The sequence below is a fragment of the Flavobacterium caseinilyticum genome, assembly GCF_004349085.1.
GTDB classification, from domain to species: Bacteria; Bacteroidota; Bacteroidia; order Flavobacteriales; family Flavobacteriaceae; genus Flavobacterium; species Flavobacterium caseinilyticum.
In genome coordinates this window covers 819099-844435 of sequence record NZ_SMFM01000002.1, presented here as the reverse complement: position 1 = coordinate 844435, position 25337 = coordinate 819099, and the positions used below count along the sequence as shown (strand labels likewise).

The window sequence follows — 25337 nt, the reverse complement described above, 5'->3', positions numbered from 1 at the left end:
GCTATTTCATTGACATTTTTATACCCATACCCGTCTGTAAATCGGGTGCATTGTCTAATTTTAAATCTTCTCGTGCATAAATAAAATAGGAAAATTTCTTGACAGAATAGGTGCAAATAATATTCCATCCTTCCAGATTGTGATAAAGATGGGACAGGGTTTGTTGCCAGTGCGTTTTAATTCTTTGGCCGGTCAGGATGACATGTTCAAAATCTGTTTTCTTATTGTAGGAAGTTTGAAATGCGTAATTGATACCGTACGAAATTGTATTGTTGTTTTTTAGTTTTTTTTTATAATCAATCAGTCCTTCAAAACTATATAAAAACAGCTGATTGCTGATGTTCGCCCCATCTCCAAAACGTATGAATCGTTGGCGTAAAGCACCAGCACTTAGGCCAACACTCAAAATATTTTTATCTTTAACAATTATTTTCTTTATTGCAGATGATGATATACCGATGTCAGTAACAGGATTATACTTTGAAATATTGACGCCTATGTGAGCTCCAAAATTCCAGTAGATTTTTTTTGTTTTATTAATTTCCAAATTTGGATAGTAGAAATAATTGAACTCAATTCCCGGAACTCTGAAATCCCCGTTTTGCATTGTGATAAAAGTGCCATTTTCATCCTTAAACTTAATTCCTGCTTTGTTCAAACCGTAATAACGTCTTGAAAAAGGATCTTCACCGCCTGCAATATTACTATGAAACCACTCGATGGATTCGTCAGAAGTGAGAAAGGAAAAAGGGTATTGACCTTTATCTAAGGAATAGGAGCGCAGACCAATATTAAATTCATGATTTACAGTTAGCGCGAGAGCAAAGGTGAATTTATACGATCTAATAATTCCATCGGCATTAAATTCAATTGTTTTTGAAGGGATCTCTGTCAGATCAAACAAGAATTCCCTATTATACCAAACTACAGCAGCTGCTAAATTTCGGTCAGTTCGATCTGTCAGCTCGTATGATTTTACATAGGGCAGCATCACATTTGCACTTGAAACCTCTAAAGAAAAGGAATATTTCTCAACAGAACGTACTCTGAAATTATGATTTATTCTGGATATATACATTCCGAGCGGATGATTAGAAAGTAGATTGCCTTTAATAATATCTGAGGAGTTTTCTATTTCTGCAGTTGTAAAATCCTCTTGTCTGGATTGAGCATAAGCACAGCCACTAAGTCTCAATACGACGATTATGAGTAAGAAGATTTTCATGAAGCGCTTTAAATTATTGTGAAATAATCAGAAAAAAATTACACTCAAATTTAAAGAATTTTATAGGAACTTAAAAGAATTTTAATGGATAAAAAACAGTGTGAACAATTTTAAAAACAACTGTTTTTTAATCACAATCAATTGAAATAAAGCGATTTGAAAGTTTTTATTTTTTTGAATTTAATTTAGTTGCCCTTGTAAACTCTTGATGTCATCCCGAAGTTTTGCTGCTTGCATAAAGTCCAAATCTTTTGCCGCTTTCTCCATTGATTTGCGTTTTTCCCGAATGAGTTTTTCAATTTCAGTTTTCGACAAATATAAATTTTCAGTTTCCGCAGCAGTATTCAAAGTGTAGCCTAATTCATAATCTGCCAGCGGATTTTTGGTAAAGGCGCTCTCGATTTTTTTATTTAGGGCCTGTGGAACCAAATTGTTTTCAGTATTGTGATTAATTTGTTTGGTTCTTCGGTAATTGGTTTCATCAATTGTTTTTTGCATGCTGGCCGTAATTTTATCGGCATACATAATTGCTTTTCCATTGAGGTTTCTCGCAGCACGACCAATAGTCTGCGTAAGTGAACGGTGACTTCGCAAAAAACCTTCTTTGTCAGCATCTAAAATGGCTACCAATGAAACTTCGGGTAAATCCAACCCTTCACGAAGTAAATTCACACCAATTAGTACATCAAAAATTCCTTTTCGTAAATCTTGCATGATTTCAATTCGTTCCAAAGTATCCACTTCGGAATGAATATAGCGACAACGAATATTAACTTTGGTTAAATATTTAGCCAATTCTTCCGCCATTCTTTTGGTTAAAGTCGTCACTAAAACGCGTTCATCAATTTCAGCCCGAACCTGAATTTCTTCAATTAAATCATCAATTTGGTTTAAGCTTGGTCGGATTTCAATGATTGGATCCAATAATCCTGTTGGACGAATCACTTGTTCCACAACAACGCCTTCGGTCTTTTGTAATTCGTAATCGGCTGGTGTTGCCGAAACATAAATCACTTGGTTTTGCATGGCTTCAAATTCTTCAAACTTCAAAGGACGATTGTCCATCGCTGCGGGAAGTCGGAAACCATATTCCACTAAGTTTTCTTTACGGCTTCTGTCTCCGCCATACATCGCGCTAACTTGCGAAAGCGTTACGTGACTTTCGTCTACCACCATTAAGTAATCTTTTGGGAAATAATCCAGCAAACAAAAAGGCCTTGTTCCAGGCAAACGACCGTCAAGGTAGCGTGAATAATTTTCAATTCCGGAGCAATAACCCAATTCACGAATCATCTCCAAATCAAAGTTGGTGCGTTCTTCCAGTCGTTTTGCTTCTAAATGTTTTCCAATTTCCTTGAAATAATCGACTTGTTTTACCAAATCCTGTTGGATTTCCCAAATGGCACCTTGCAGCACGTCTGGCGAAGTCACAAACATATTGGCCGGATAAATCGTCAGTTTGTCAAATTTTTCAAGAACCTGAGAATTCTTGGTGTCGAAACTTTCAATTTCCTCGATTTCATCCCCAAAAAAATGAATTCTGTATGCCTCATCGGCATAACTTGGATAAACATCTACGGTATCGCCTTTTATTCTGAAACTTCCGGGATTAAAATCGGCTTCTGTTCTGGAATATAAACTTTGCACCAATTGATGCAATAATTTGGTACGAGAAATAATTTGACCTTTCTCAACTGGAATCAGGTTTTTCTGAAATTCGATAGGATTTCCGATACCGTACAAACACGATACCGATGCCACTACCAAAATGTCTCTTCGTCCGGAAAGCAACGAAGCAGTGGTTGACATTCGCATTTTTTCCAGTTCTTCATTGATGGATAAATCCTTTTCGATGAAAACTCCGGTTACCGGCATAAAAGCTTCGGGTTGGTAATAATCGTAGTACGAAACGAAATATTCGACAGCATTATTAGGAAAAAATTGCTTGAATTCTGAATATAATTGTGCGGCTAATGTTTTATTGTGTGCCAAAACCAGTGTTGGTCTTTGTACTTCCTGAATCACATTGGCTACAGTAAATGTTTTTCCCGAACCGGTAACTCCTAAAAGTGTTTGGAATTTTTCACCTTCAATAATCCCCTGAGTCAATTTTTTAATCGCTTGCGGTTGATCGCCTTTCGGCTGGTAATCGGATACTACTTGGAATTTCATTTAATTAAGCGGCAAAGTTTTAGAGTTGCAAAGGTACAAAGTTTGTATTCTTTTTTTACCCAAGTTTAAGCCAAAAAAAAACCATCCTTTTTTTGCAGGATGGTTCATTTTAGAAAAAATATTTTTTAGAAACTGAAGCTTAATCGAGCAAAAACGAAACGGCCGTTTTGACCAAATTGAGATACGTTTCTCGAGTATACAAATTGGTTTGCATTTGACAAATCGATAGTTGCCGGAGCAGCTGTATAATCGATAGCTCCGGATACTAATCGTGGTCTGATTGCAGTTTGCGTACCAAGATTTAAATCTGGATAAATATCGAAAATATTATTGGCGCCAATAACAATTTTCGCAGCCTCCGTAATTTTGAAACCCACCGACAAATCAGTAATGATTTTAGCTCCCCAGACTGGGTGTTCAATTTCCACTGCCTGACCGTTAATTATGGCACCTTCAATTCTTCCGTCTCCATTTACATCGGCAGTATTTGGATCTGTCACTTTACCAAAATAAACATTTCTTAAGAAGAAATCGAATTTATTATAAGTAATAAAGTTGGTTAAATTAGCTTTTACTCTAGGGATAGCTTCTTGTAAATAGATTCTGGACATTTCAGAATAGTATCTGTTAATTTGACCGGCAGCTTCTAACACTGGAGACGCTTTAATTTCTCCTACTCTGTAAGTATTAGAAAAAGTACCTGATAAATCGGTTTTCAAAGAAACGTTATTTCCAAAACTTGTTTTATGACTAATCACCACATCGATTCCTTTTGATTCCGTATCAATTGCATTCGCAAAGAAAGTCGCTGCAGTGGCGCCTGCAGTATCAAATAATCCATTCAATATTGCATTTGGAGTTCCAGCTGCAGGAGTTCCGCCTGGTCTTGAAAATTGATCCGTAAGCACCACTCTGTCGTCAATCTGTACGATATAAGCATCAGCGGTTAAGGTTAAATTGGCAGTTGGAATTTTGGCTGTAAATCCAATACTGGCACTTTTAGATTCTTCTTGTTTTAATTTAGGAATTCCTAATAATTCTGCTGCTTGCGAATCATTGCTAAAGGTTCCTACTTCAAATGGCACACCTCCTACGAATTGCGTAGCGGTTGAATTGAAATAGATTTGGTGCAAAGATGGTGCTCTAAATCCAGTTGAAACTGCGCCACGTAAATTGATGTTATCAGTTATTTTGTAACGAGAAGCTAATTTAAAATTTGTAGTGTTACCAAAATCAGAATAATTCTCAAAACGAAGGGCTCCGTTTACCAACCATTTGTCTGTAACATCTAATTCTAAATCGGCATACACTGCCACACTGTTACGGTTTTTATCAATTGCATTTGCTGGTCTGAAACCCGGAAAAACTTGTGAGCCATTTGGTCTTGCTGCACCATAAAAATCAGTAACTTTTATGTTAGCTGGAGTTGTTGCGGTAACTACACCGCCGCTGATATCATATAAATTGTATGATTCCGGTTGACCTGCATTGATAGAGAAGTTCTCATGACGATATTCCGCACCAAAGGCAACGTTCAGACCTTCTAAAACATCAAATTTTCTGTTCATGTCAAAGTTAGTTGTGTTTTGGGCGAAAGCCAATCCACCCGCGTCAAATTCAGTGGGAGAATTTTCTCTTAAAGAAGCATTTACGGTATTTTCAACTCCATAATCAAAAGCATTTCTTCCGAAAGTATTACTTAAATCGAAATTCCAGTTTTCGAAGATAATACCTCTTAAACCTGCTGCCACAGAGACATCGTTGATTGTAGAATGTATTTCCGGTAAAAATCCGTTTGGATATAATCCTGTGTAAGATCGGGATTGGTTAGGTCTTCTGTAAAAACCTGCAGCTTCTCCTTCTCTGAAACTTGTTCCTCCGAAAGCATATGCTTCCAGCTTGTCATTTATTGGATAAGCAGCATTCAAAAAGAATTGCGCGCTTTTCAAGGAAGATTGTCCAACTCTCATATTGAAATCTTTTCTTTCCAGTCCTCTAAATGCTAATTCTCCCGCAGTAGCGTCAAAATTCAGGGCAGTTTGCATTTGAGCAATAGTGGTCGCGCCTGTAATTGCTGTTTGTTGTGCGGCTGAAAAATAACTTACCTGTGGTGCGTATGTTTTTATCGCGGAAAGAATTTGCGTTTCATTTGTTGTATTATTAATGTTTCCAAAAAGAGCATTAATATTCGTTCCTGCCGCAGCAGCTCTTTGCTCTACTGCATTGTAAGCATTGAACAAGTTTCCGGTCACATCTTTTGCTCTGCTTGTTTGATCTCTAAGTTGGAAACTGGCAGTTGCATTAATGAAACTTTTTTCTTTGCCAAGTCCGGTTCCATAATTTAAATCTACTTGGTAATTGCCACCATCAAATCCGCCATCGTGGTCATTTGCGCCTTTTGAAAGATTTCCTCCCCCAAAAAGATTTACCTCTAATTTATTTGTGTTTTGTTTCACATTAATATTGATCACACCAGCAATGGCATCAGAGCCGTACTGTGCCGACGCGCCATCTCTTAATACTTCAATTTTTTCGATTGCGAAAGCAGGAATAGCATTTAAATCCGTTCCTACAGATCCTCGACCTGGCGATCCGTTTATGTTTACTAAGGACGATGTGTGCCTTCTTTTTCCGTTGATTAAAACCAGTACCTGATCAGGTCCTAATCCTCTCAACTGTGCCGGGTCAATATGATCCGTTCCATCAGCAACCGTTTGTGTGTTTGATGTAAATGAGGGCGCAACCATGTTTAAAATCTGGTTTAAGTTGACCTGCGCTCCTTGAGAGGCAATCTCTTTCATAGCAATCACATCGATAGGAACTGCTGATTCTGTTACAGTTCTGGTCGGATTACGTGATCCTATTACAACAACATCCTGAAGGCTTTCGCCACTTCCTGTTAAAGTAACATTTACTGTACTTCCAGTTACGGTCACATTTTTAGTTTCAAAGCCTACAAAAGAAAATTGCAGCACGTCTCCCATTTTAGCACTAATGGTATACTTTCCATCGATGTCTGAAGTAGTCCCTTTCGTCGTTCCTCTTACCAAGATGGTTGTACCCGGTAAAGTTGCTTTAGTGCCGTCAGTTACGACACCGGAAACATTGATTTCCTGAGCGAAAATTCCTGTCGAAAAAATTAAGGTTAGAATAAAGTAAAGTTTTTTCATTTTTGGTTATTTATAGTTTGACCAAAAATACACAATTTGAATCAATATCTTAATATCAATGAAAAAATGGCGAATAAAACAATAAATTACTAAATTTTATATACAATAATGCAGATTAATGTGACTAAAGTTCTTTTTTTTAACAATAAAGTTTTTTTATTTGAATTTGCATTCAAAAAATCACAAGATTTTTATACTTAATTGGTAATAAATCTTTTATAAAAGAAGCAGCTTCTTAATTGCTGATACAATAGAGGAATTGTGAGTATTTTGATTTATCCAACTGCTACAAAATTAAATGTACTGACTGAATTATTATTCATGAATTTAGACAAAACTATAAATTAAGTTTCAACTTAAAATTTCCACTCTTTCTGTTGTTGCTTACTCAAAAAAGTCCAGGCAACGATTCGGCTTGTTTTTTGGCCTTGAGCCATATCAATGGTTTTAATTTCGACAGCACTTACCTTGTTTAATGTTTTGTACAGACTGGAAAGATTCTCTTTTTTGGATACTAAAGTTGTAAACCATAAACATTGCATCGGATATTTTGCGCTTTCATAAATCATCTGCGTAACGAAACCCAATTCACCGCCTTCACACCATAATTCAGCATTATGACCACCAAAATTTAAAACAGGTTTGGTTACTTTGCTCGTGGCACTTCGGGATTCTAAATTATTGATTTTTCGAATCGTGCTTTTTGTGGCTTCCTCTTGTGAGGCATGAAAAGGAGGGTTGCACATCGTGAACGTAAATTTGTCTTCGGGAGTGATTATATTTTTGAAAATAAAACGCGATTCCGTTTGCTGCTGTAAGCTGATGGCATCAATCAGTTTTGGATTTTCTTGAATGATAGCGCTGCAATTTTCAATTGCTTTTAAATCGGTATCAGTTCCTACAAAACTCCAACCATAAGCGGAATTACCAATTATAGGATAAATGCAATTGGCACCCACACCAATATCTAAACCTTGAACAGTTTCTCCTTCTGGTATGATTCCGTTGTTGCTTGAAGCCAATAAATCGGCGATATAATGTATGTAATCTGCTCTTCCGGGAATGGGCGGACATAGATAATTTTTAGGAATATCCCAATTTTGAATATCATAATGGGATAACAACAAAGCTTTATTAAGGGCTTTTACGGCATCAGGATTACTGAAATCAATAGTTTCGATTTTGTGTTCATTTACTGAAACATAAGACTTGAGATCAGGTGATTCTGATACTAATTGCTTAAAGTCATAGCCAAACCTGTCCAGATTCCTTGGATGCAAATTTGTTTTTTCGGTAATCGGTCTGTTATTTGTTTTTTCCATTTCGGCGCAAAGATAGTCAATCTCTTTTTGCCAATATGGTGGAATTGATTATAAATACGATTTATCGGACTAATCCAGACATTCCATCATCAAAAGATCGCCTTCGTCATGCTCAATTGTTACGATTCCGTCTTTGATGACATGATTGCTGCTTCCGGTTCTGTAACCAATGGTCAGGCTATCATCTTTCAACGGATAAAATAAATTATCCGAGTGAATTCCAGTCACATGACCGATGGGAATTAACGAAATAGGAGTGTTCGCCGTATACCATTTTTCGAATTTTTTAGGCAATAAAAATACTTTCGAATGATCGTCCAAAATGACAATTTGCAATAAATTTCTGTATCGTGTGATATTGGTAAGATTGGTTATGGTGTGGTCGGCTCTTCGTCCGGTAGCCCAAACCACGTTTACGGCAGGAATTTTTCTGTCGATTAAATAGTCAAAAGCCTTTTCTAAATCGGTTTTATTCTGGTCCGGTGTGTGAATAATTTCGATTGGATATTGTGATGTTTTATAAATTTCGGGATCAAATCCTCTATCGAAATCTCCTAAAAGCACATCGACTTTGATGTCTAATTCCATGACGCGAACCATAGCCGAATCTAATACTACCACAAGCGGCGACCATTCCAGTAATTGACCCAATAGTTCCGGATTACAGGAAGCGCCATTGGCAATGATTAAAGCAGGTTCTTGGTCGTCCCGAACGATATGGTGTGAAGACATGGTTAAATATAAGTTATGAATTATGATGTAAAAGTAAATAAAAGTTCTCGTTTTATCTCTCACATACTAGCCCAGATGGCAATGAAAACCAAAACAGGTTGTAAACTTTAGTTTTCCGGCTGTATAAGAGCGACCAAAGGAAGCTCCTTATACGGACTGGAAAACTGTTTAGAACCTGTTTTTGGTTGTAATGAACAGCTGGATTAGCTCCAAATTATTCAATAGTATAATTTCTGATATCGACTTCGTTAAGTGAGAAATAGCCCAACGGATAATTAGCCGAATCCGTAGTGTTGCTGATATTTCCTCTTACGGTTGCAGGAGGAGATTGAAAAGGCCCGCCGCCGCTATTCCCTGCAATACTCAACAATACGCTCATGTAATTGTAATACGCTTTAGAAATTCCGATGTGACTAACCTCTATTTTATCGTCTTTTTTTAATTCATCATTTTGTGAAATGCTGAAGAATGCGTTTCCGTTAAAAAACTCATCCTGGTCTACATAAAGATTTGATTTCACTTGGTTCGAATACACATATTTATAGAGATAATAATTTCTTTCCCCCGCCGGATCCTGATAAAAAGTTTTAATTTCTATGTCGGTTCCGCTAAAACCGCCTTGGTTGTTTTGAACAATTTTTGTTATTGGCGCAACAGGTTTCAATGTTTCGGTTGCGGTGTAGGTATTGCCATTGCTGATCACTGTCAAAGTATAGGTTTCGTTGATAACGGGAGCAAAAGTAGCACAGGTATACTCACCGGTATTTGCAATTTCTGAAAAAGAAAAAACAACATTTGTACTATTTTTTATCGAAACGATTGCCCCGGAAACGGTTGGAATTTCCGTGCTGTAAAAACCGGATGTCGTGCTTAGTTTTATTTTCTGTTGATTTCCGGCAGTTCCTTTTTTCCAGTTGATTGCTGCTTCGATTACCAGTTTTGGAGGTGCTTTGTCTAAATCTATTTCGACAACATCTTCGCAACTTGCCGAAAAAACAGCGATGATCAAGATCAGATATAAGGTTATTTTTTTCATGATTTTATTTTTGATTTTGTTCTTTTATTGGATGCTGCCATTAAAGTTTAAAGTTATAACTCACTGCCGGGACAATACCAAAAATCGAAGTCTTTACAGCTTCATTTGTTCCGGTATCTGAATTTTGTCTGAAATTGATCGATGCGGCATTTTTCCGATTGTACAAATTATAAATACTAAATACCCATTCCCCTTTCCATTCGCGGTTTTTGTTTTTTGTTGGAGTCAATGTTGCGGCAATGTCAAGGTGATGGTATGCCGGAAGACGATTCTCGTTTCTCAGTCCATAACTGGGTACATTTATTCCTAAATATTCGTATTGCCCAACAGGATACGTTACCGGCTGCCCGGTTTGCAGCGCGAAATTAGCTCCAAAAGACCACTTTTCATTTAAATTATAGGAAGTGGTTATAGCTATATTATGTAATTTATCATATACTGAATTGTACCATTGCCCGTTGTTGATTCCGCTTTCTAAAGGCGTTCTTCCGGGTGTTTGTTGCTCTGATTTTGCTAGGGTATACGAAATCCAGCCGTTAAATTTCCCTTCGTTTTTTCGGAACATGATTTCTAAACCGTAAGATCTTAATTGACCGTTCAGGATGATTTGTTCTATGGCTTTATTGGCAATCAAGTTAGCGCCGTCTATATAATCCAATCGGTTTTGCACTTCTTTATAGTATGTTTCTACCTCAATAGAATACATGTCGTCACTGAAGTTTTTAAAATACCCCAAGGCCACCTGATCGGCAATCTGAGGTTTGATAAAACTGTCGCTTGGAGTCCAAATATCAAGTGGAGTAGGCGATGAGGTATTCGAAATCAGTTGTAAATACTGCACCATTCTGTTGTAGCTCGCTTTTACAGATTGCTCCTCGTTGATTTGATAAGCCATTGAAAAACGCGGTTCCAAGTAATTGTAACTTTTCATGACTTTGTTTCTGTCATAAAATGTGGTGCCAATTGGAGTCGCTTTCTCATAAATCTGTAATTCCGAATTGAACGTTACAGGATTGTTGTCAGCATATATATTTACGGTAGATTGTCCCAAACGGTAAAACATACTGTAACGAAGTCCGTAAGAAAGTGAGATTTTATTGGAGATTTCGTGGTCAGCGTTGACGTACAGTGCAGGTTCGAAAGCATATTTTTTATCTAATTGATCAAAATTAATTCCGGAATCCGCATCAGATGGTTTGATAGTTCCAGGATTGAATTCATAATAAATTCCGTTTACACCATAATTCAATTTGAATTTATCTGATATATAATTCTTGAAATCGTATTTGATATTATAGTTTCTAATTCCGGAATCCCATTTGAAACCTATAAAATCCAAATCTAAACCGTAATAATAATCGCTGTAAATGAGCGATAAATTCGAAAATAGCTTTTCAGAGAACAAGTGATTCCAACGAAGGTTTAAAGTTGCATTTCCATAAATATTGGTAAAGCTTTTGTTGAGGCTGAAAACATCACGGCCAAAATAACCGGATAAATACAGGCTGTTATTGGAATCCAATTTATAGCTCAATTTGGTATTTAAATCATAAAAATAAGCCGAGTTGTCTTTTTGTTCTTCAGATAGTTTCAGGAACAAATGTGCGTAGGAACTTCTACCACCAATAAGGAATGAACCTTTGTCTTTTACCAATGGTCCTTCGGCCAAAATTCTGCTGGAAATCAATCCGATTCCTCCATTGACATGGAAACCTTTGCTGTTGCCGTCTTTTTGATATATGTCCAAAACAGAAGAAGCTCTTCCACCATATCGAGCCGGAATTCCACCTTTATACAACTTTAAATCTTTGATCGCATCGGGATTAAAAACAGAGAAAAATCCAAAAACGTGAGATGAATTAAAGATAGTTGCTTCGTCCAGTAATATTAAATTCTGGTCGGCACCACCACCACGAACATTAAAACCTGAGGCGCCCTCGCCAGCGTTAGTAACTCCCGGAAGCAATAAGATAGATTTTAAAACATCGACTTCACCCAAAACGACAGGCATTTTTTTAATGGTTGAAATAGAGAGTTTATTCACGCTCATCTCGGGTTTTTTGATGTCTATTTTTGTTTTATTATCGGTAATAATCACTTCTTTCAAAGCCGTTTCATTGTTGAATAACGTGAAATTATTTTTTATGTTTTGGTTCAGATTTATTGATTCTTCAATGGTCTGATAGCCCAAATAACTTATTTGAACAGTATATTTTCCTTTTGGTATCGTGATGGAGTAAAAGCCGTATTCATTGGTTGTTACACCGGTTTTTAATTCAGGTATAACAACGTTGACCCCTATTAAAGTTTCATTGCTGCTGGCGTCAATAATAGTTCCGCTCAATGTAAATTTTTCTTGTGCGAAAGAGGAAAAAGCGGACAGTACTACAACTAAAAAGGTGATAAATTTCTTTGGAATCATTGTTTAAATTTTTCTAAATATAAAAGTACAAATTACATTAAATAGTATTTCAATCAGTCTATAACAGATGTTAAGTTATTGCCAATATAAAAAAAGACAACCGTTTCGGGTTGTCTTTTAAATATAGTTAATAACTTGATTAAGCGATTTTTGCCAATATAGTATTGAAAGTTTCGCTTGGACGCATTGCTTTGCTTGTTGTTTCAGGATTTGGTTGGTAATGTCCACCAATGTCTTGAGGTTTTCCTTGAGCTGCAATTAATTCTGCGTTAATTTTCGCTTCGTTTGCTGCAAATTCGGCTACAATAGGAGTGAAGATAGCTTTTAAAGCAGGCTCTTTATCTTGCGCTGCCAAAGCTTCTGCCCAATACATTGCCAAGTAAAAATGAGAACCACGGTTGTCAATTTCTCCTAATTTACGTGCTGGAGATTTATCAGTTGCTAAGAATTTCTCCGTTGCAACATCAAGAGTTTCCGCTAATACAATTGCTTTTGAATTGTTTAAAGTTTGTCCTAAATGCTCCAATGAAGCACCTAATGCCAAGAACTCACCAAGAGAATCCCAACGTAAATAACCTTCAGCCGTAAATTGCTCTACGTGTTTAGGAGCTGATCCACCTGCACCAGTTTCAAACAAACCACCACCATTCATTAACGGAACAATAGAAAGCATTTTTGCTGATGTTCCCACTTCTAAAATTGGGAATAAGTCGGTTAAGTAATCACGTAATACGTTTCCTGTTACAGAAATAGTATCTAATCCTTTGATTATTCTTTCTAATGTGAAGTTTGTAGCTTCAATAGGATTCAGGATTTGAATATCTAAACCAGTTGTATCGTGATCTTTTAAATATTTAGTAACTTTTTCAATAAGTTCTCTATCGTGTGCTCTATTATTATCCAACCAGAAAATAGCAGGGGTATTAGATAAACGTGCTCTGTTTACAGCTAATTTAACCCAGTCTTGAATCGGGGCATCTTTTGCCTGACACATTCTGAAAATATCTTTGGCTTCAACGGCTTGTTCCATTAAAACGTTTCCGTTTGTATCTACCACACGCACTACACCGTCAGCAGTTATTTGGAATGTTTTGTCATGAGAACCATATTCTTCTGCTTTTTGAGCCATCAAACCTACATTAGGAACACTTCCCATTGTAGTTGGGTCAAAAGCACCATGTTTTTTACAAAAATCAATAGTTGCTGTATAAACACCAGCATAACATCTGTCCGGTATCATGGCTACGGTATCTTGCAGTTTGCCTTCTTTATTGTACATCTGTCCTGAAGTACGAATCATAGCCGGCATAGAGGCATCTACAATCACATCCGAAGGAACATGAAGATTTGTAATTCCTTTTTCAGAATTTACCATTGCCAATGCTGGACCATTTTCAATTGCTAGGTTTAATGAAGCTTCTACTTCAGCTTGCATCGTATGTCCTGCGATTTTTGCATATACATCACCCAAACCATTTCTGGTATCAATGTTCAATTCATCAAATAAGGCAGCGTATTTTTCGAAAACAGCCGCAAAATATACTTCTACAATCGCTCCAAAAATAATTGGATCTGAAACTTTCATCATTGTCGCTTTCAGGTGAACTGAAAGTAGTACGTTTAATTTTTTTGCTTCAGCAATTGTTTTGGCAACAAACGTTTTTAAGGCGTTTAAGTTCATTACTGAACTGTCAATTATTTCACCCACTTTTAGTGGAGTGCTTGCTTTTAGAACGGTAGTTGAACCATCTTTAGCAACGAATTCGATTTTTACATCGGTAGCATCAGCAACAGTAACTGATTTTTCACTTCCGTAAAAATCACCGCTCTCCATAGAAGCTACGTGTGTTTTTGAGTCAGCAGACCAAGCTCCCATCGAATGTGGGTTTGCTTTAGCGTAATTTTTTACTGCTTTTGGTGCTCTACGATCAGAATTTCCTTCACGTAAAACAGGATTCACTGCTGAACCTAATATTTTAGAGTATTTAGCTTTGATGGCTGTTTCTGCTTCGTTTTGCGGTTCTTCAGGGAAGTTTGGTAAATTATAGCCATGAGATTGTAATTCAGCAATAGCAGATTTTAATTGAGGAACAGACGCCGAAACATTTGGTAATTTTATGATATTAGCTTCTGGAGTAGTTGCTAATTGTCCAAGTTCTAATAAAGCATCTCCTGTTTTTTGATCTTCGGATAAGAACTCTGGGAAATTTGCTAAAATTCTTCCGGCTAATGAAATGTCTCTAGTTTCAATTTCAATGTCAGAAGTTGATGTAAATGCTTGTACAATAGGTAAAAATGAATACGTTGCCAATAAAGGCGCTTCATCAGTAAGTGTGTAAAAAATTTTTGATTTCTGTGTCATTTTTTTATTTTTATAATCGAATCACGTTAAATGTAGCTTATATAAGGTATTTCACTTAAAATAAGGCGGACAAATATATGAAAATCAGATGTAATAGAGGGTGGATTTTGCATAGAAAAACATGAATTTTAAGATTACTAACTTGTTATTCTTATATTGTTAGTTTTAAAGGTTCAATAATCCTAAATTAGGAATTTATAAGGAAAATAGTAAACAAAAAAAAAGTCCCAACAGTGTTGGGACTTTTATAGTAAAGAGATATTTGACTATCTTCTTTTGTCTTTAATCTTAGCTTTTTTACCAGTAAGTTCTCTGAAGTAGAAAATTCTAGCTCTACGAACTGCACCTTTTTTGTTGATTTCAATTTTTTGCAAAGCTGGCAAGTTTACCGGGAAGATACGCTCTACTCCAATAGCACCTGACATTTTACGAATTGTGAAAGTTTCTGTATTAGCAGAACCTCTTCTTTGGATAACAACTCCTTTGAAAAACTGTGTTCTAGTTTTTTCACCCTCACGAATTTCGTAGTAAACGGTGATAGTATCTCCAGCTGCAAAAACTGGGAATTCTTTTCTTGTTACGAATTCGTCTTGAACGAATTTCATTAAATCTGCCATGATATTTTTTAATTATGGGTTGCATTAAATCAACATTCACGGATCTCGCCAGAGGTTAAACTAATGTGGGCGCAAAAGTAAATAAAAAAGTTTAAAGTTTAAAGTTTTTCTTGTTTAAAGTTTAGAAGTTCTTGAATATCAACTTTAAACCTTAAACTTTAAACAAATTTTTAATCTTCAAGTAAATCCGGTCTTCTGTTCTTTGTGTGTTCGTAGGCCATATCCTCACGCCATTTGTCAATTTTGGCAAAATTCCCGCTGGTCAAAACCTCTGGAACTTTCCATCCGTTGTAATCCGCAGGGCGAGTGTAAATAGGTCCCGACAATAATCCATCCTGAAAACTATCCGTCAATGCTGAGGTTTCATCACTCAAAACTCCCGGAATCAATCGTATTAATGCATCCGAAAGTACCAAAGCTCCTAACTCACCTCCAGATAAAACATAATCACCAATAGAGATTTCTTTAGTGATAAAATGGTCGCGTACGCGCTGATCCACACCTTTATAATGTCCGCAAAGGATGATGATATTTTCGTACATCGACATCGTGTTCGCCATTTTTTGGTTCAGGGTTTCCCCATCCGGCGACATATAAATGATTTCGTCGTAGGTTCTTTCACTTTTCAAATGCGTAATACAAGCATCAATAGGTTGCACCGTCATCACCATTCCAGCGCCACCGCCATACGGATAATCATCCACGCTTTTCTGTCTGTTGGTTGTATAATCCCGCAGATTATGAAAATGAACTTCCACCAATCCTTTGTCAATAGCACGTTTCATAATCGAAGCCTCAAACGGACTTCGCAATAATTCTGGGAGAACAGTAACAATATCAATGCGCATAATTTCTTTTATAAGTTTCAATCCCGAGGATTCGGGAGCAAAGGTACAAAGATGCCGAGGTTTTCAAATAACCAAATGCCCAATTCAACAATTAAACTTTTCTTTAGGAGCTATTTCCAGCTGTTTGTTGCAATCTTTTTATCCGCCGAAAAGGCGCATAAAAAGGATTTTCACTTCCATCTGGGCTAGCATTCTTTGGAATTAAGGAGGTTTGTAGAACTTAAGCGGTACGGAAAGTTGTCAAAAAAATAAATGCGCCTTTATTTGTAAGAAAATTTTAATATATTTGGAAAGAACTAAAGCGAAACAAACCTAGGTCAATCTATCCATTTTGGGTGTATATATGAAGGTTTGTAGCGCTTATGTACAAGTTATGTGGCATTTTAGAGCAAAACCCAACAAAAGATGAATATACAATTACCTACAAAAAAAGGACAACCAAATACTAACCCACTGATTGACTTTAAGCAACTTGTTATTATTGGAGCAAACGGTTCTGGTAAAACAAGGTTTGGTTCAAATATCGAACAACGTTATAACGAAATCACACACAGAATATCTGCTCAAAAATCTCTTACAATGCCTGATTTTGTAAGTACGAAATCAAAAGAAGTAGCAGAAGGAGAGTTCCTTTATGGCGGTTGGGGTGCAAGTACTGCCGATGCTGATTGGCACAAGAAACATGGCTGGCTACACGGTCGTTGGGGCAATAATATTAATACTTTTTTGCTTAATGACTTTGAAAAACTTATGGTTTTATTACACACAGAGGAATATGAGCAATCTTTAGATTACAAGGAAAATGGAGGTCTGAGGCCAAATACAAAATTAGACAGAATTCACAAGATTTGGGAATTCGTTTTGCCACATAGAAAATTAAGAAAGAAAGCAGGAGTAATTGAGACTTTCCCAACAGGGCAAGAAATGAATACTTATAATGTATCTCAAATGAGTGATGGCGAAAGAGTTATTTTTTACTTAGTCGGTGAAGTTGTTTGTGCACCTCAAAATTCAATAATAATTATTGATGAACCAGAAATGCATATTCACAAATCTTTAGTGAAAAGTTTATTTGACTCAATAGAAAATGAAAGGACCGATTGTGTATTCGTATATTTGACTCACGATATAGACTTTGCCTTCACAAGACAAAACGCAACAAAAGTTTGGGCAAAATCTTTTGAGGGTAATGATGTTTGGGATTACGAACTTTTAGATGAAGAATCTCCAATACCTGAACAATTATATCTAGAAGTATTGGGTAGCAGAAAACCTATAATTTTCTTAGAAGGTGAAGCAAGTAGTATTGATTATGAACTTTATGAACAAGTATTTAAAAGTTATACAATTAAACCTTTGGGCAGTTGCGAAAAGGTCATTCAAACTGTTAAATCTTTTAATGAGCAGAATGGTTTTCATAATTTAAATTCTTTTGGCATCATAGACAGAGATAGAAGGCCACTAAGTGATATAGTGAAATTAAATGCTAAAAATATTTGGGTTTTAGACGTTGCTGAAGCAGAAAATCTATTGCTTGAGGAAAATATTGTTAAATCTATCGCGACACATATGGGGCGGAACCCTGATGAAACTTTCCTTGAAGTAAAAAACAATCTTATTGCTTATTTCAATTCTCAAATTGAAAGCCAGATACTTTTACATTTTAAAGAAAATATTCGCAGAAGTTTTCTTGCAGTAACAAATTTTAATACCAAAGACATTGACTCTGTAATTAACGAAATTGATGATTTAGTTGTAAAAATTGATAAACAGAAAGTGTATAATGTGATAAAATTAGAATTTGAAGGTGTAATTGCATCAAATGATTATGAATCAGTTCTAAGATTATTCAACTTAAAAAAAGCATTAATCCCAGAATCAAAGGTGTGTGAATTGACAGGTCTTAAGAACAAAGAAGAATATCGAAAACTCGTAGTTACATTACTCAAAAGAAATGATATATTAAGTGAAACTATCAAAAATGCCATTGACAGTAAAATCACAAAAAACGCCACATAACAGCTGTTTTGATATAGCTAAAATTTAGTGGAATTACCGTTTCGCATCAAGTTTTCGTTAAACCGAAAACTGAAAGGTTACGAATTTCCAGCCATCTCAAAGTGGCAAAACGTTATACATCATGCAGTAAACAACGGAATAAATAAAATCAAATGGTGATTGAATCAAAATTTAGAAAATTGTTTTACATCAGAATAGGAGTTGGACTTTTCCTGTTTTTATTAATTTTATCTTTTTGCGTAAATGGATTGAGAAATCCTGACGAAACCACAAAGCAATCTTTAATTCTAGCATTTGTTGTGTTGTTGTTTATAACATATCTTTCAATAGATTTATTTAAAGATTTTACTTTGAAAATTATGGAAAATGGTATTGAAAAAACTTCTTTAATATTCCGAACAAAACAATTTATTGCTTTCGATTCTATTTCAAGCATAGGCAGACAAAAAACAAGATTAAGAAGTACACGCGGAATCAATATATCTGATGGATATCATTATAATATTTTGCAACTTAAAAATGGTAATACTTTAATTATTTCTCCAGATAATTTTGAAAATTATACTGAAATTATAGAAGTTATAAAAAGTAGGATTGAATAGATGCACGTTGCATAACAGCAACCACAACGGATTTGGGTAATTGGCTTAATGGAAAGTTGGTTTTGTATTTGGGATGATTTAGCAAATCCGAAAGATAAAACTGAATTTAATCCGAAACTGGCTTTACTATCAGTAACTTTTCCAGTAGTTGCCTTAGGAAATCTGAGAATTCCAGAATCTAATACTTTTAATACAAAATTTATGAAAACATTAATTATAGCTTTACTCTTAACAATTTCAACTTGTCTTGGACAAAGTTCGATTGAGAAAAATTCACAAAATAAATTAATTCATAAGTGGGAATTAAAACAATTTGAATACGCTGAAAAAAATGGAGTAATAGTTACAGTTACCTTGACAAAATATGCCGACGTTGTATCATTTGAATTTAAAGACAATCAAACTTTAGAAGTGATTTATTCAAATGCTAAAAAAGAAAATTATTTGTGGAAGTATAAACGTAATTTAATAGAAATAACATCTGTTGATACACAGAATTTCAACGCTGAAATAATAGGAGCTTTTGAAATTTATTTTCAAGATAAGATGTCTCAACTATTTTTGCAAAGAAAAAATGATCCGCATCATGGGATTATTTTGAAATTATAAACAACTAGTATGAATATATCGAGTTTCGTTGCGTGCGAAGCACGAACAATTAAACTCATATTGAACAGCCTGTCCAGTTTTTATTAGTGAAACGTTAACTCGCAAAAACTATCAAGTTTTCGTAAAATTATGAGATACAATTATAAGAGGATTTTGTGTCCTCTTTTTTGGAGACAATTAAACTTTTCTTTCGGAGCTATTTCCAGCTGTCCGTTGCAATCTTTTTATCCGCCAAAAAGGCGCATAAAAAGGATTTTCACTTCCATCTGGGCTAGGGTAAGCGAAAACCATGATTGTTTTTCTGTTACAAAAGTATGAAATTCATTCTTTTTTTCTAAACCGAGTTTGGTGATTTGCAGTTAAATGTTCCTATATTTAGGAATTAATATTAGTTGAAGCTTGTTAGAAAATGCTCTCTCAGTACCGGGATAAAAGATAGTGGTTTACAGCGTTTTTAGTATTTAGTTTTTATCACAAAAAAAATCTGAACAAATGAAAGAAATTTTCCAAATATTAACGATCCTATTCACCGGATCAGTGTTTGCTTGCTCTTGTGGTATGACCTCAATAGTAGATAAGTATATCAAATCAGACTTTGTTGCTAAGGTCAAGATAATTAAGAATTATAAAAATGAAAGCGAAGCGGTTGAATTATATAAGGCAGACATTGAAGTTAGTGAGGTGTATAAAGGAGAAGTTTTAGAATCTATTTTTGTTTTAGGGAGAAATGATCAATATATTGGTAGTTCATGTGCCATATTTATCCCTGAAAATACTGAACTGATTGTTTATGCCTTCAAAGATATTGATGGTAAATATAAAATAGGAATGTGTTCAGGATTAGTTTATTTGAATAATCCTTTTGCGTACGACATTATCCAAGAACTAGAAATACTAGAAATGTTTAAATCAAAAAACATAGTTTTTACCGATAAAACACATTATCAGGAAAAGAGTGATAAATTATATTATGATTTACTGCGGTTTAAAGGCATTAAGTTAAAAAAGGCTTACGGCTTTTATGAAATTGTGTTTAATTCTGAATTGAAAATTAAGAATGTAACAAAGGTCAGTGGTTTCGGCAATCGTATAGACCGCAAACTAATTGAAATTATTAAAAAAAGTGAATGGTATAGTTATATTAACGGAGTTAGAAATAAAGTCCCAGAGGATAGTAAATTAATTATAGGAATATATTTTCGTTCCAAAATACAAGATGAATCAAGTTACTTAAAACATTTTTATTAAAAAATTTTAATTCATCCATTACCCACAACAGCTCATTTTCTTCGTATGTAAATCAACGAATCTCCAAATTCCCTTTTTAAAATTAATTTCGTAAATTTGCCTTTCAATAAAAATTAAACAAAAATGGAAAACGGAATATATGCTAAATTCAACACCACTAAAGGTGCTATTTTAGTAAAACTAACACACGATTTGACTCCTGGAACAGTTGGGAACTTCGTAGGATTGGCTGAAGGAAACTTAGAAAATAAAGTAAAACCGCAAGGGGTTAAATTTTATGACGGATTAAAATTCCACAGAGTAATTCCTAACTTCATGATTCAAGGTGGTTGTCCGCAAGGAACAGGAACGGGAGATCCAGGATATAAATTTGATGATGAATTTCACCCAAGTTTGAAACACGATCGTCCGGGAGTTTTGGCAATGGCTAACTCAGGACCTGGAACAAACGGTTCTCAGTTCTACATTACGCACATTCCAACGGATTGGTTGGATAACAAACATACTGTTTTTGGTCATGTTGTAGAAGGTCAGGATATTGTTGATGCTGTTGAGCAAGGAGATGTTTTAGAGTCTTTGGAAATCATCAGAGAAGGTGAAGAAGCTAAAAACTGGAATGCAATTGAGGCTTTCATTACTTTCAAAGGATCTCGTAACAAACGTGATGCAGCTTTAAAAGCAGATGTTGAAGCAGCAATGGAAAAATTAGCAGCTGGTTTTGAAAAAACTGAAAGCGGTTTGCGTTACCAATTTATTCAAAGAGGTGAAGGTAAAAAAGCAGAAAGCGGAAAAACAGTAGCTGTTCATTATGAAGGTTCATTAGAGAACGGTAAAGTTTTTGATTCATCATATCCAAGAAAAAAACCAATCGAATTCAGATTGGGTCAAGGTCAGGTTATCGAAGGTTGGGATGAAGGAATTGCGTTGTTGCGCGTAGGTGACAAAGCACGTTTCGTGATTCCATCGGATTTAGGATATGGATCTCGTGGTGCTGGAGGAGCAATTCCACCAAACGCTACTTTGATTTTTGATGTAGAATTAATGGAAGTAAAATAGTTAAAACTATTCATCGTTACTATAAATTTAAAAAACCCAAAACTTACATTTTGGGTTTTTTTATGCCTCAGATTTAATTAACAACTAATTGTAAATACAATTGAATGTTTGTCCTATGAATTTAAAAATGCTACTAAATCTTTGTTTAATTTGTCTTTTTCGGTATAAAATAATCCGTGTGGCGCTCCTTGATAAACGATAAATTTATTGTTGGGAATTAATTTAGCCGCTACTTCAGACGTAATTTCAATGGGAACAGTTTTGTCTTCATCCCCATGAATAATCAATGTTGGAACATTTACAGCTGCCATTTCTGAGCGAAAATCCGTTGTTGAAAATGATACGGCACATTCCAAAGTTGCACGAGGTGAAGCAAAAGAACACAGCATTCTGTAATACTCCAATAAAGGAGTACTGATTGTTTTACTAATTAAGCTCACTCCAAAAAACTTTTTCCCAAAACCATCCAGAAAATCAATTCGGTCGGCTTTAATTTGCTCCGCCATTCCATCGTATTTCTCTTGTGGAACTCCGTTTGGATTCGAATCTGTTTGCAATTGAAAAGGGGTTACTGATGCAATAAGAACCGCTTTTGAAATTCCTTTTCCACCATGACGACTGAAATAACGTACCACTTCACCGCCACCCATCGAAAATCCAACGAGCGCAGCATCATCTAAATCTAAATGTTCAATAATGGCTTTCAAATCATCAGCTAAAGTATCATAATCATATCCATCCCACGGTTGCGATGATTTCCCAAAACCTCGACGATCATAGGTAATTACTCTGCAGTTATTCTGCATTAAAGCATCAATTTGGTATTCCCACATTTCATTCGATAATGGCCAACCATGAATAAGAATTACGGGTTTTCCTTGACCATAATCCTTCACGTATAATTTTACATTTGGCGCTGTCTCAATATACATGTCTATACCAGAATTACTTTCTTTGCGCATTTTGCTGTCATTCATTTGACTCATTTCCATAACATTTTCTATTTAAAAGATGAATTTAGTATTCGTCTTTTGTAAATTTATTACTATTTTGAAAAAAAAGATTTACAGAATTAGTTTAATTAGTTGCAAAATTTATAGGTTTGTTATTCAGCACTTTAATAGAAAATATATTATATGGAAAACCTTAGTTGGACTGAGTTTGAAAAAGTGGAGATGCGTATAGGAACTATTCTGGCGGTAAATGATTTTCCTGAAGCCAGAAAACCGGCGTACCAATTAACGATTGATTTTGGTTCCAAAATCGGAATCCGAAAAACATCCGCGCAAATAACCAAACGTTATCAGAAAGAAGATTTACTAAACCGCCAAATCGTAGCGATAATCAATTTTCCTAAGAAACAAATCGGGAAATTTATGAGCGAATGCTTGGTTTTAGGAGCCGTTGGAGCTGAAGGCGATGTGATTTTATTGGCTCCCGATTTTAAAATCGAAAATGGATTGCGAATTGGGTGATTTAAGACTCTAAAGTACTGATGCTTTTGACTTCTAAGGTGTCATATTTATTGTGAATAGCTAAGATTATGACACCAAATAATACTGCGGCGACAATAAGTATGGTATTCAAAATTCCTTCTGTTCCAAAAGAGAGCTTTATTAATATTGTGGAAATGATAAAGCCTGAATTACGAATGACTTTATTGAATTTATCCGAAAGGAAGAAGGAAAACAAAAGCAAAAGCACTTCAATTAAAATTAAAATTGTAAAAAAATCAGCAAAGAAAATCTTATTGATGTCTTTGATTGTATCTACAATTTGCGTTAGGGAAAAGAAACTGTCATAAATCCAATGAGCCAGACTGTATATTGAGAGTACTAAAAATATTGGGATGAGAATAATGGCAAAAACATTTTTTAGCCTTATGAATGAATTGATATCAATAGTTTTCTGGATTTTGGACTGGTTAATTTCATTTTTCTTGTTGAGGTTGTAAAATACAAATATTAAGAAAAACAGGATTATCGTTGCCACGATGTCAAGGGTAAAATTCACATTAGCTTTAGAATCAAACCAATTAGAGTTAAACTCTAATTTGGTTAAGTCTTTAAAAATTCTTCGGATGATAATAAGCGTAATAATTTCATATTGTTTGCCTATGTAGATAGTTGTTGATTTAGGAAGATAATAAACTAGCAGATACACTTCATAGATCAAAATAAACGAGAATGGGGTATATATTGCCGATATTGGATTACTCAATAATTTAGAATAGTCATTAATCAAAATAATTTTAAGGTCAACTAAGGCAATGATCCCTAAATGCAGTAAAAAACTAATTATCGCTAACGAAACAAAGAAAGTTTCAGCTCTTTTTTTAGTTGTTTTTGATAAAAGTGCGGAATACAAAAAACTAAATAATGAATTGGCTTCTTTCATGTGGTTTTAGTAAATTTTAATGCTTTAAATACGTGTAAATTCTTTTTTAAAATAATTTTCTGGCAGTTTCAACTCTTTATGGATTAAGTCCTAAAAAATGAGATTAAACATCCATTTTTTTATAAAAAAGGTTCACTGTTTTTGTGATCTTCGTTCTTTCCCAATAATATTTGAAGGAAGATTTTTTACTTTATTTTAAACAAGAATAAATGTAATTAAATAACATGGTAAATCATTTGGATAACCCTCTTTTAACTTTCGTTTAAAGATAGTTATTGTTTGATTTTCAACAATATGTAAGGACGGTTACGATCCTAAATTTTAAGATGGATTGATTTTCGAATTTAGGTTGAAATAAATTAGTTTACAGTCACGAATTTTTAGATTCAGTTTCCATAAAAAATTGGCTTCAATACGTATGTTTTTAGTTTAAAACTTACTTTTTCGTTGCAATAATAAATGTCAAATTGCTCGTCAATTCGCTTTTTCAAATGAGATTGTTTATTTTTTCCAATATTTTGGGTCATTCGTATGATTAAGATTCTAATTAATTTATTAAAATAAGTTTTCATCGAAAAATTTAGTTCACAGGTAGAAAAAAATAGTCTATTTCTCTATTGGAAGATTTTCCAGTTGTCCCCATTCGGTCCAAGAACCATCATATACAGACTTTGGATTTGTATATATTAATTCGTATGCAATTAAATCAATACAAGCTGTAACTCCGGAGCCACAAGTGAATATAAGAGGTCTCTTTTCTGTTTTCAAGATTTTAATTAATTCCTCTTTTGGTAAAAATTTGCCGTTTTGCAAAAGTTGTGTATAAGGTATATTTATAGAACCAGGAATATGGCCGCTTCGTAATCCGGGTCTGGGCTCGTCTCCAATTCCTTTGAATCGGTTTTCCGCACGGGCATCAATCAGAACTGCTTTTTTGGTCTTTATGTTTTCTAAAATTTGTTCTTTGCTTTTGACCAATTCCGGATTAAATGTGGTTTCAAAATTCCCAATGGAATAGTTTGGATTTTCAGGTATTGCTTCAACAGGAAACTTTTGACTAATCCATTCAGGCAGTCCGCCATCTAGAACAGCTACATTTTGATGTCCCATTACTTTAAAAAGCCACCACGCTCTAGGACTAGAATAAATGCCCAAGTTATCATAAATTACAACAATACTATTTTTGTTGATGCCTAGCTTTCGAGCTTCAAGTTCAAACTGTTTAGGACTCGGAATGGTGTTTGGTAAAGGATTTGTGGTGTCGCTAAAAGTATGTTTAATGTCAAAAAATCGGGCGCCTTTAATATGAATGTTACCCACGTCAGTTTTTAAATTGGAATTGTTCTCTTTGAAACTGGCATCCAGAATAATTAAGTTTGGATCTTCAAGCTTGCTTTGAAGCCATGCTGCATTTACGATAGGTTGTGTCATTCCGTTTGTTGCTACTGTTACCTAAATGTACAAAAAAGTCCAAAAATCAAATGACTTTTGGACTTTTTT

Annotated in this window: 19 protein-coding genes; 6 read left to right on the top strand and 13 right to left on the bottom strand. The window is 35.0% G+C overall.

Going from position 1 to position 25337, the window contains the following annotated elements:
- Nucleotide 1: 1 nt before the first annotated feature.
- The 10 genes from E0F89_RS08370 to trmD form a co-directional block, all read right to left on the bottom strand.
- Entirely contained in the window at nt 2–1225 is a 1224-nt protein-coding gene (locus tag E0F89_RS08370; RefSeq protein WP_131909334.1) for a hypothetical protein, read from the bottom strand.
- A gap of 180 nt (nt 1226–1405) precedes the next feature.
- On the bottom strand, nt 1406–3397 hold the full coding sequence (gene uvrB / locus E0F89_RS08365) for an excinuclease ABC subunit UvrB (RefSeq protein ID WP_131909333.1): 1992 nt from the start codon (nt 3395–3397) through the stop codon (nt 1406–1408).
- Between the two features lie 125 nt (nt 3398–3522).
- Entirely contained in the window at nt 3523–6567 is a 3045-nt protein-coding gene (locus tag E0F89_RS08360; RefSeq protein WP_131909332.1) for a TonB-dependent receptor, read from the bottom strand.
- 356 nt (nt 6568–6923) lie between these two features.
- Nucleotides 6924–7889: a 23S rRNA (adenine(1618)-N(6))-methyltransferase RlmF gene (gene rlmF, locus E0F89_RS08355; protein ID WP_131909331.1), complete on the bottom strand. Its 966-nt coding sequence runs from the start codon at nt 7887–7889 to the stop codon at nt 6924–6926.
- 69 nt (nt 7890–7958) lie between these two features.
- Nucleotides 7959–8621 carry a thiamine diphosphokinase gene (locus E0F89_RS08350; RefSeq protein ID WP_131909330.1) on the bottom strand — a complete coding sequence of 221 codons (663 nt, stop codon included), beginning with the start codon at nt 8619–8621 and terminating at the stop codon, nt 7959–7961.
- A 214-nt stretch (nt 8622–8835) separates the two neighbouring features.
- Nucleotides 8836–9657, bottom strand: coding sequence for a DUF4249 domain-containing protein (locus tag E0F89_RS08345; protein ID WP_131909329.1), 822 nt, complete (start codon nt 9655–9657; stop codon nt 8836–8838).
- 40 nt (nt 9658–9697) lie between these two features.
- Complete coding sequence (locus E0F89_RS08340) at nt 9698–12079, bottom strand: TonB-dependent receptor (RefSeq protein ID WP_131909328.1); 2382 nt, start codon at nt 12077–12079, stop codon at nt 9698–9700.
- Nucleotides 12080–12218: 139 nt separating this feature from the next.
- Nucleotides 12219–14441, bottom strand: coding sequence for an NADP-dependent isocitrate dehydrogenase (locus E0F89_RS08335; RefSeq protein ID WP_131909327.1), 2223 nt, complete (start codon nt 14439–14441; stop codon nt 12219–12221).
- A 266-nt stretch (nt 14442–14707) separates the two neighbouring features.
- A complete protein-coding gene (gene rplS, locus E0F89_RS08330) occupies nt 14708–15058 on the bottom strand; it encodes a 50S ribosomal protein L19 (RefSeq protein WP_073354306.1) in 351 nt (116 codons plus the stop codon).
- Between the two features lie 170 nt (nt 15059–15228).
- Nucleotides 15229–15906, bottom strand: coding sequence for a tRNA (guanosine(37)-N1)-methyltransferase TrmD (trmD, locus tag E0F89_RS08325; protein ID WP_091166587.1), 678 nt, complete (start codon nt 15904–15906; stop codon nt 15229–15231).
- 405 nt (nt 15907–16311) lie between these two features.
- On the opposite strand from trmD, the gene E0F89_RS08320 reads away from it, so the two are divergent.
- From E0F89_RS08320 to E0F89_RS08300, 5 genes are all read left to right on the top strand, one after another.
- A complete protein-coding gene (locus E0F89_RS08320; protein ID WP_131909326.1) occupies nt 16312–17925 on the top strand; it encodes a DUF4435 domain-containing protein in 1614 nt (537 codons plus the stop codon).
- A 152-nt stretch (nt 17926–18077) separates the two neighbouring features.
- Nucleotides 18078–18527 (top strand): DUF6585 family protein, encoded by a 450-nt coding sequence (locus E0F89_RS08315; RefSeq protein ID WP_317126089.1) that lies wholly within the window; start codon nt 18078–18080, stop codon nt 18525–18527.
- 48 nt (nt 18528–18575) lie between these two features.
- A complete protein-coding gene (locus E0F89_RS08310; protein WP_131909324.1) occupies nt 18576–19136 on the top strand; it encodes a hypothetical protein in 561 nt (186 codons plus the stop codon).
- Between the two features lie 492 nt (nt 19137–19628).
- Complete coding sequence (locus E0F89_RS08305) at nt 19629–20384, top strand: hypothetical protein (protein WP_131909323.1); 756 nt, start codon at nt 19629–19631, stop codon at nt 20382–20384.
- Between the two features lie 123 nt (nt 20385–20507).
- On the top strand, nt 20508–21440 hold the full coding sequence (locus E0F89_RS08300; RefSeq protein ID WP_131909322.1) for a peptidylprolyl isomerase: 933 nt from the start codon (nt 20508–20510) through the stop codon (nt 21438–21440).
- 113 nt (nt 21441–21553) lie between these two features.
- On the opposite strand, the gene E0F89_RS08295 is transcribed toward E0F89_RS08300, so the two are convergent.
- Nucleotides 21554–22432 (bottom strand): alpha/beta fold hydrolase, encoded by an 879-nt coding sequence (locus tag E0F89_RS08295; RefSeq protein WP_317126088.1) that lies wholly within the window; start codon nt 22430–22432, stop codon nt 21554–21556.
- A 144-nt stretch (nt 22433–22576) separates the two neighbouring features.
- Here E0F89_RS08295 and E0F89_RS08290 point away from each other — a divergent pair, with 144 nt between their 5' ends.
- Nucleotides 22577–22915, top strand: a complete 339-nt coding sequence (locus tag E0F89_RS08290; RefSeq protein ID WP_131909321.1) for a tRNA-binding protein — start codon at nt 22577–22579, stop codon at nt 22913–22915.
- A 1-nt stretch (nt 22916) separates the two neighbouring features.
- On the opposite strand, the gene E0F89_RS08285 is transcribed toward E0F89_RS08290, so the two are convergent.
- Nucleotides 22917–23837, bottom strand: a complete 921-nt coding sequence (locus tag E0F89_RS08285) for a hypothetical protein (protein WP_131909320.1) — start codon at nt 23835–23837, stop codon at nt 22917–22919.
- Between the two features lie 606 nt (nt 23838–24443).
- Entirely contained in the window at nt 24444–25268 is an 825-nt protein-coding gene (locus E0F89_RS08280; RefSeq protein WP_131909319.1) for a sulfurtransferase, read from the bottom strand.
- Between the last annotated feature and the right edge of the window lie 69 nt (nt 25269–25337).

Bases quoted from the DNA above. Each gene is read 5' to 3' on its own strand.
- E0F89_RS08370 (WP_131909334.1), bottom strand. From the start codon at position 1,225: ATGAAAATCTTCTTACTCATAATCGTCGTATTGAGACTTAGTGGCTGT.
- uvrB (WP_131909333.1), bottom strand. From the start codon at position 3,397: ATGAAATTCCAAGTAGTATCCGATTACCAGCCGAAAGGCGATCAACCG.
- E0F89_RS08360 (WP_131909332.1), bottom strand. From the start codon at position 6,567: ATGAAAAAACTTTACTTTATTCTAACCTTAATTTTTTCGACAGGAATT.
- rlmF (WP_131909331.1), bottom strand. From the start codon at position 7,889: ATGGAAAAAACAAATAACAGACCGATTACCGAAAAAACAAATTTGCAT.
- E0F89_RS08350 (WP_131909330.1), bottom strand. From the start codon at position 8,621: ATGTCTTCACACCATATCGTTCGGGACGACCAAGAACCTGCTTTAATC.
- E0F89_RS08345 (WP_131909329.1), bottom strand. From the start codon at position 9,657: ATGAAAAAAATAACCTTATATCTGATCTTGATCATCGCTGTTTTTTCG.
- E0F89_RS08340 (WP_131909328.1), bottom strand. From the start codon at position 12,079: ATGATTCCAAAGAAATTTATCACCTTTTTAGTTGTAGTACTGTCCGCT.
- E0F89_RS08335 (WP_131909327.1), bottom strand. From the start codon at position 14,441: ATGACACAGAAATCAAAAATTTTTTACACACTTACTGATGAAGCGCCT.
- rplS (WP_073354306.1), bottom strand. From the start codon at position 15,058: ATGGCAGATTTAATGAAATTCGTTCAAGACGAATTCGTAACAAGAAAA.
- trmD (WP_091166587.1), bottom strand. From the start codon at position 15,906: ATGCGCATTGATATTGTTACTGTTCTCCCAGAATTATTGCGAAGTCCG.
- E0F89_RS08320 (WP_131909326.1), top strand. From the start codon at position 16,312: ATGAATATACAATTACCTACAAAAAAAGGACAACCAAATACTAACCCA.
- E0F89_RS08315 (WP_317126089.1), top strand. From the start codon at position 18,078: ATGGTGATTGAATCAAAATTTAGAAAATTGTTTTACATCAGAATAGGA.
- E0F89_RS08310 (WP_131909324.1), top strand. From the start codon at position 18,576: ATGGAAAGTTGGTTTTGTATTTGGGATGATTTAGCAAATCCGAAAGAT.
- E0F89_RS08305 (WP_131909323.1), top strand. From the start codon at position 19,629: ATGAAAGAAATTTTCCAAATATTAACGATCCTATTCACCGGATCAGTG.
- E0F89_RS08300 (WP_131909322.1), top strand. From the start codon at position 20,508: ATGGAAAACGGAATATATGCTAAATTCAACACCACTAAAGGTGCTATT.
- E0F89_RS08295 (WP_317126088.1), bottom strand. From the start codon at position 22,432: ATGGAAATGAGTCAAATGAATGACAGCAAAATGCGCAAAGAAAGTAAT.
- E0F89_RS08290 (WP_131909321.1), top strand. From the start codon at position 22,577: ATGGAAAACCTTAGTTGGACTGAGTTTGAAAAAGTGGAGATGCGTATA.
- E0F89_RS08285 (WP_131909320.1), bottom strand. From the start codon at position 23,837: ATGAAAGAAGCCAATTCATTATTTAGTTTTTTGTATTCCGCACTTTTA.
- E0F89_RS08280 (WP_131909319.1), bottom strand. From the start codon at position 25,268: ATGACACAACCTATCGTAAATGCAGCATGGCTTCAAAGCAAGCTTGAA.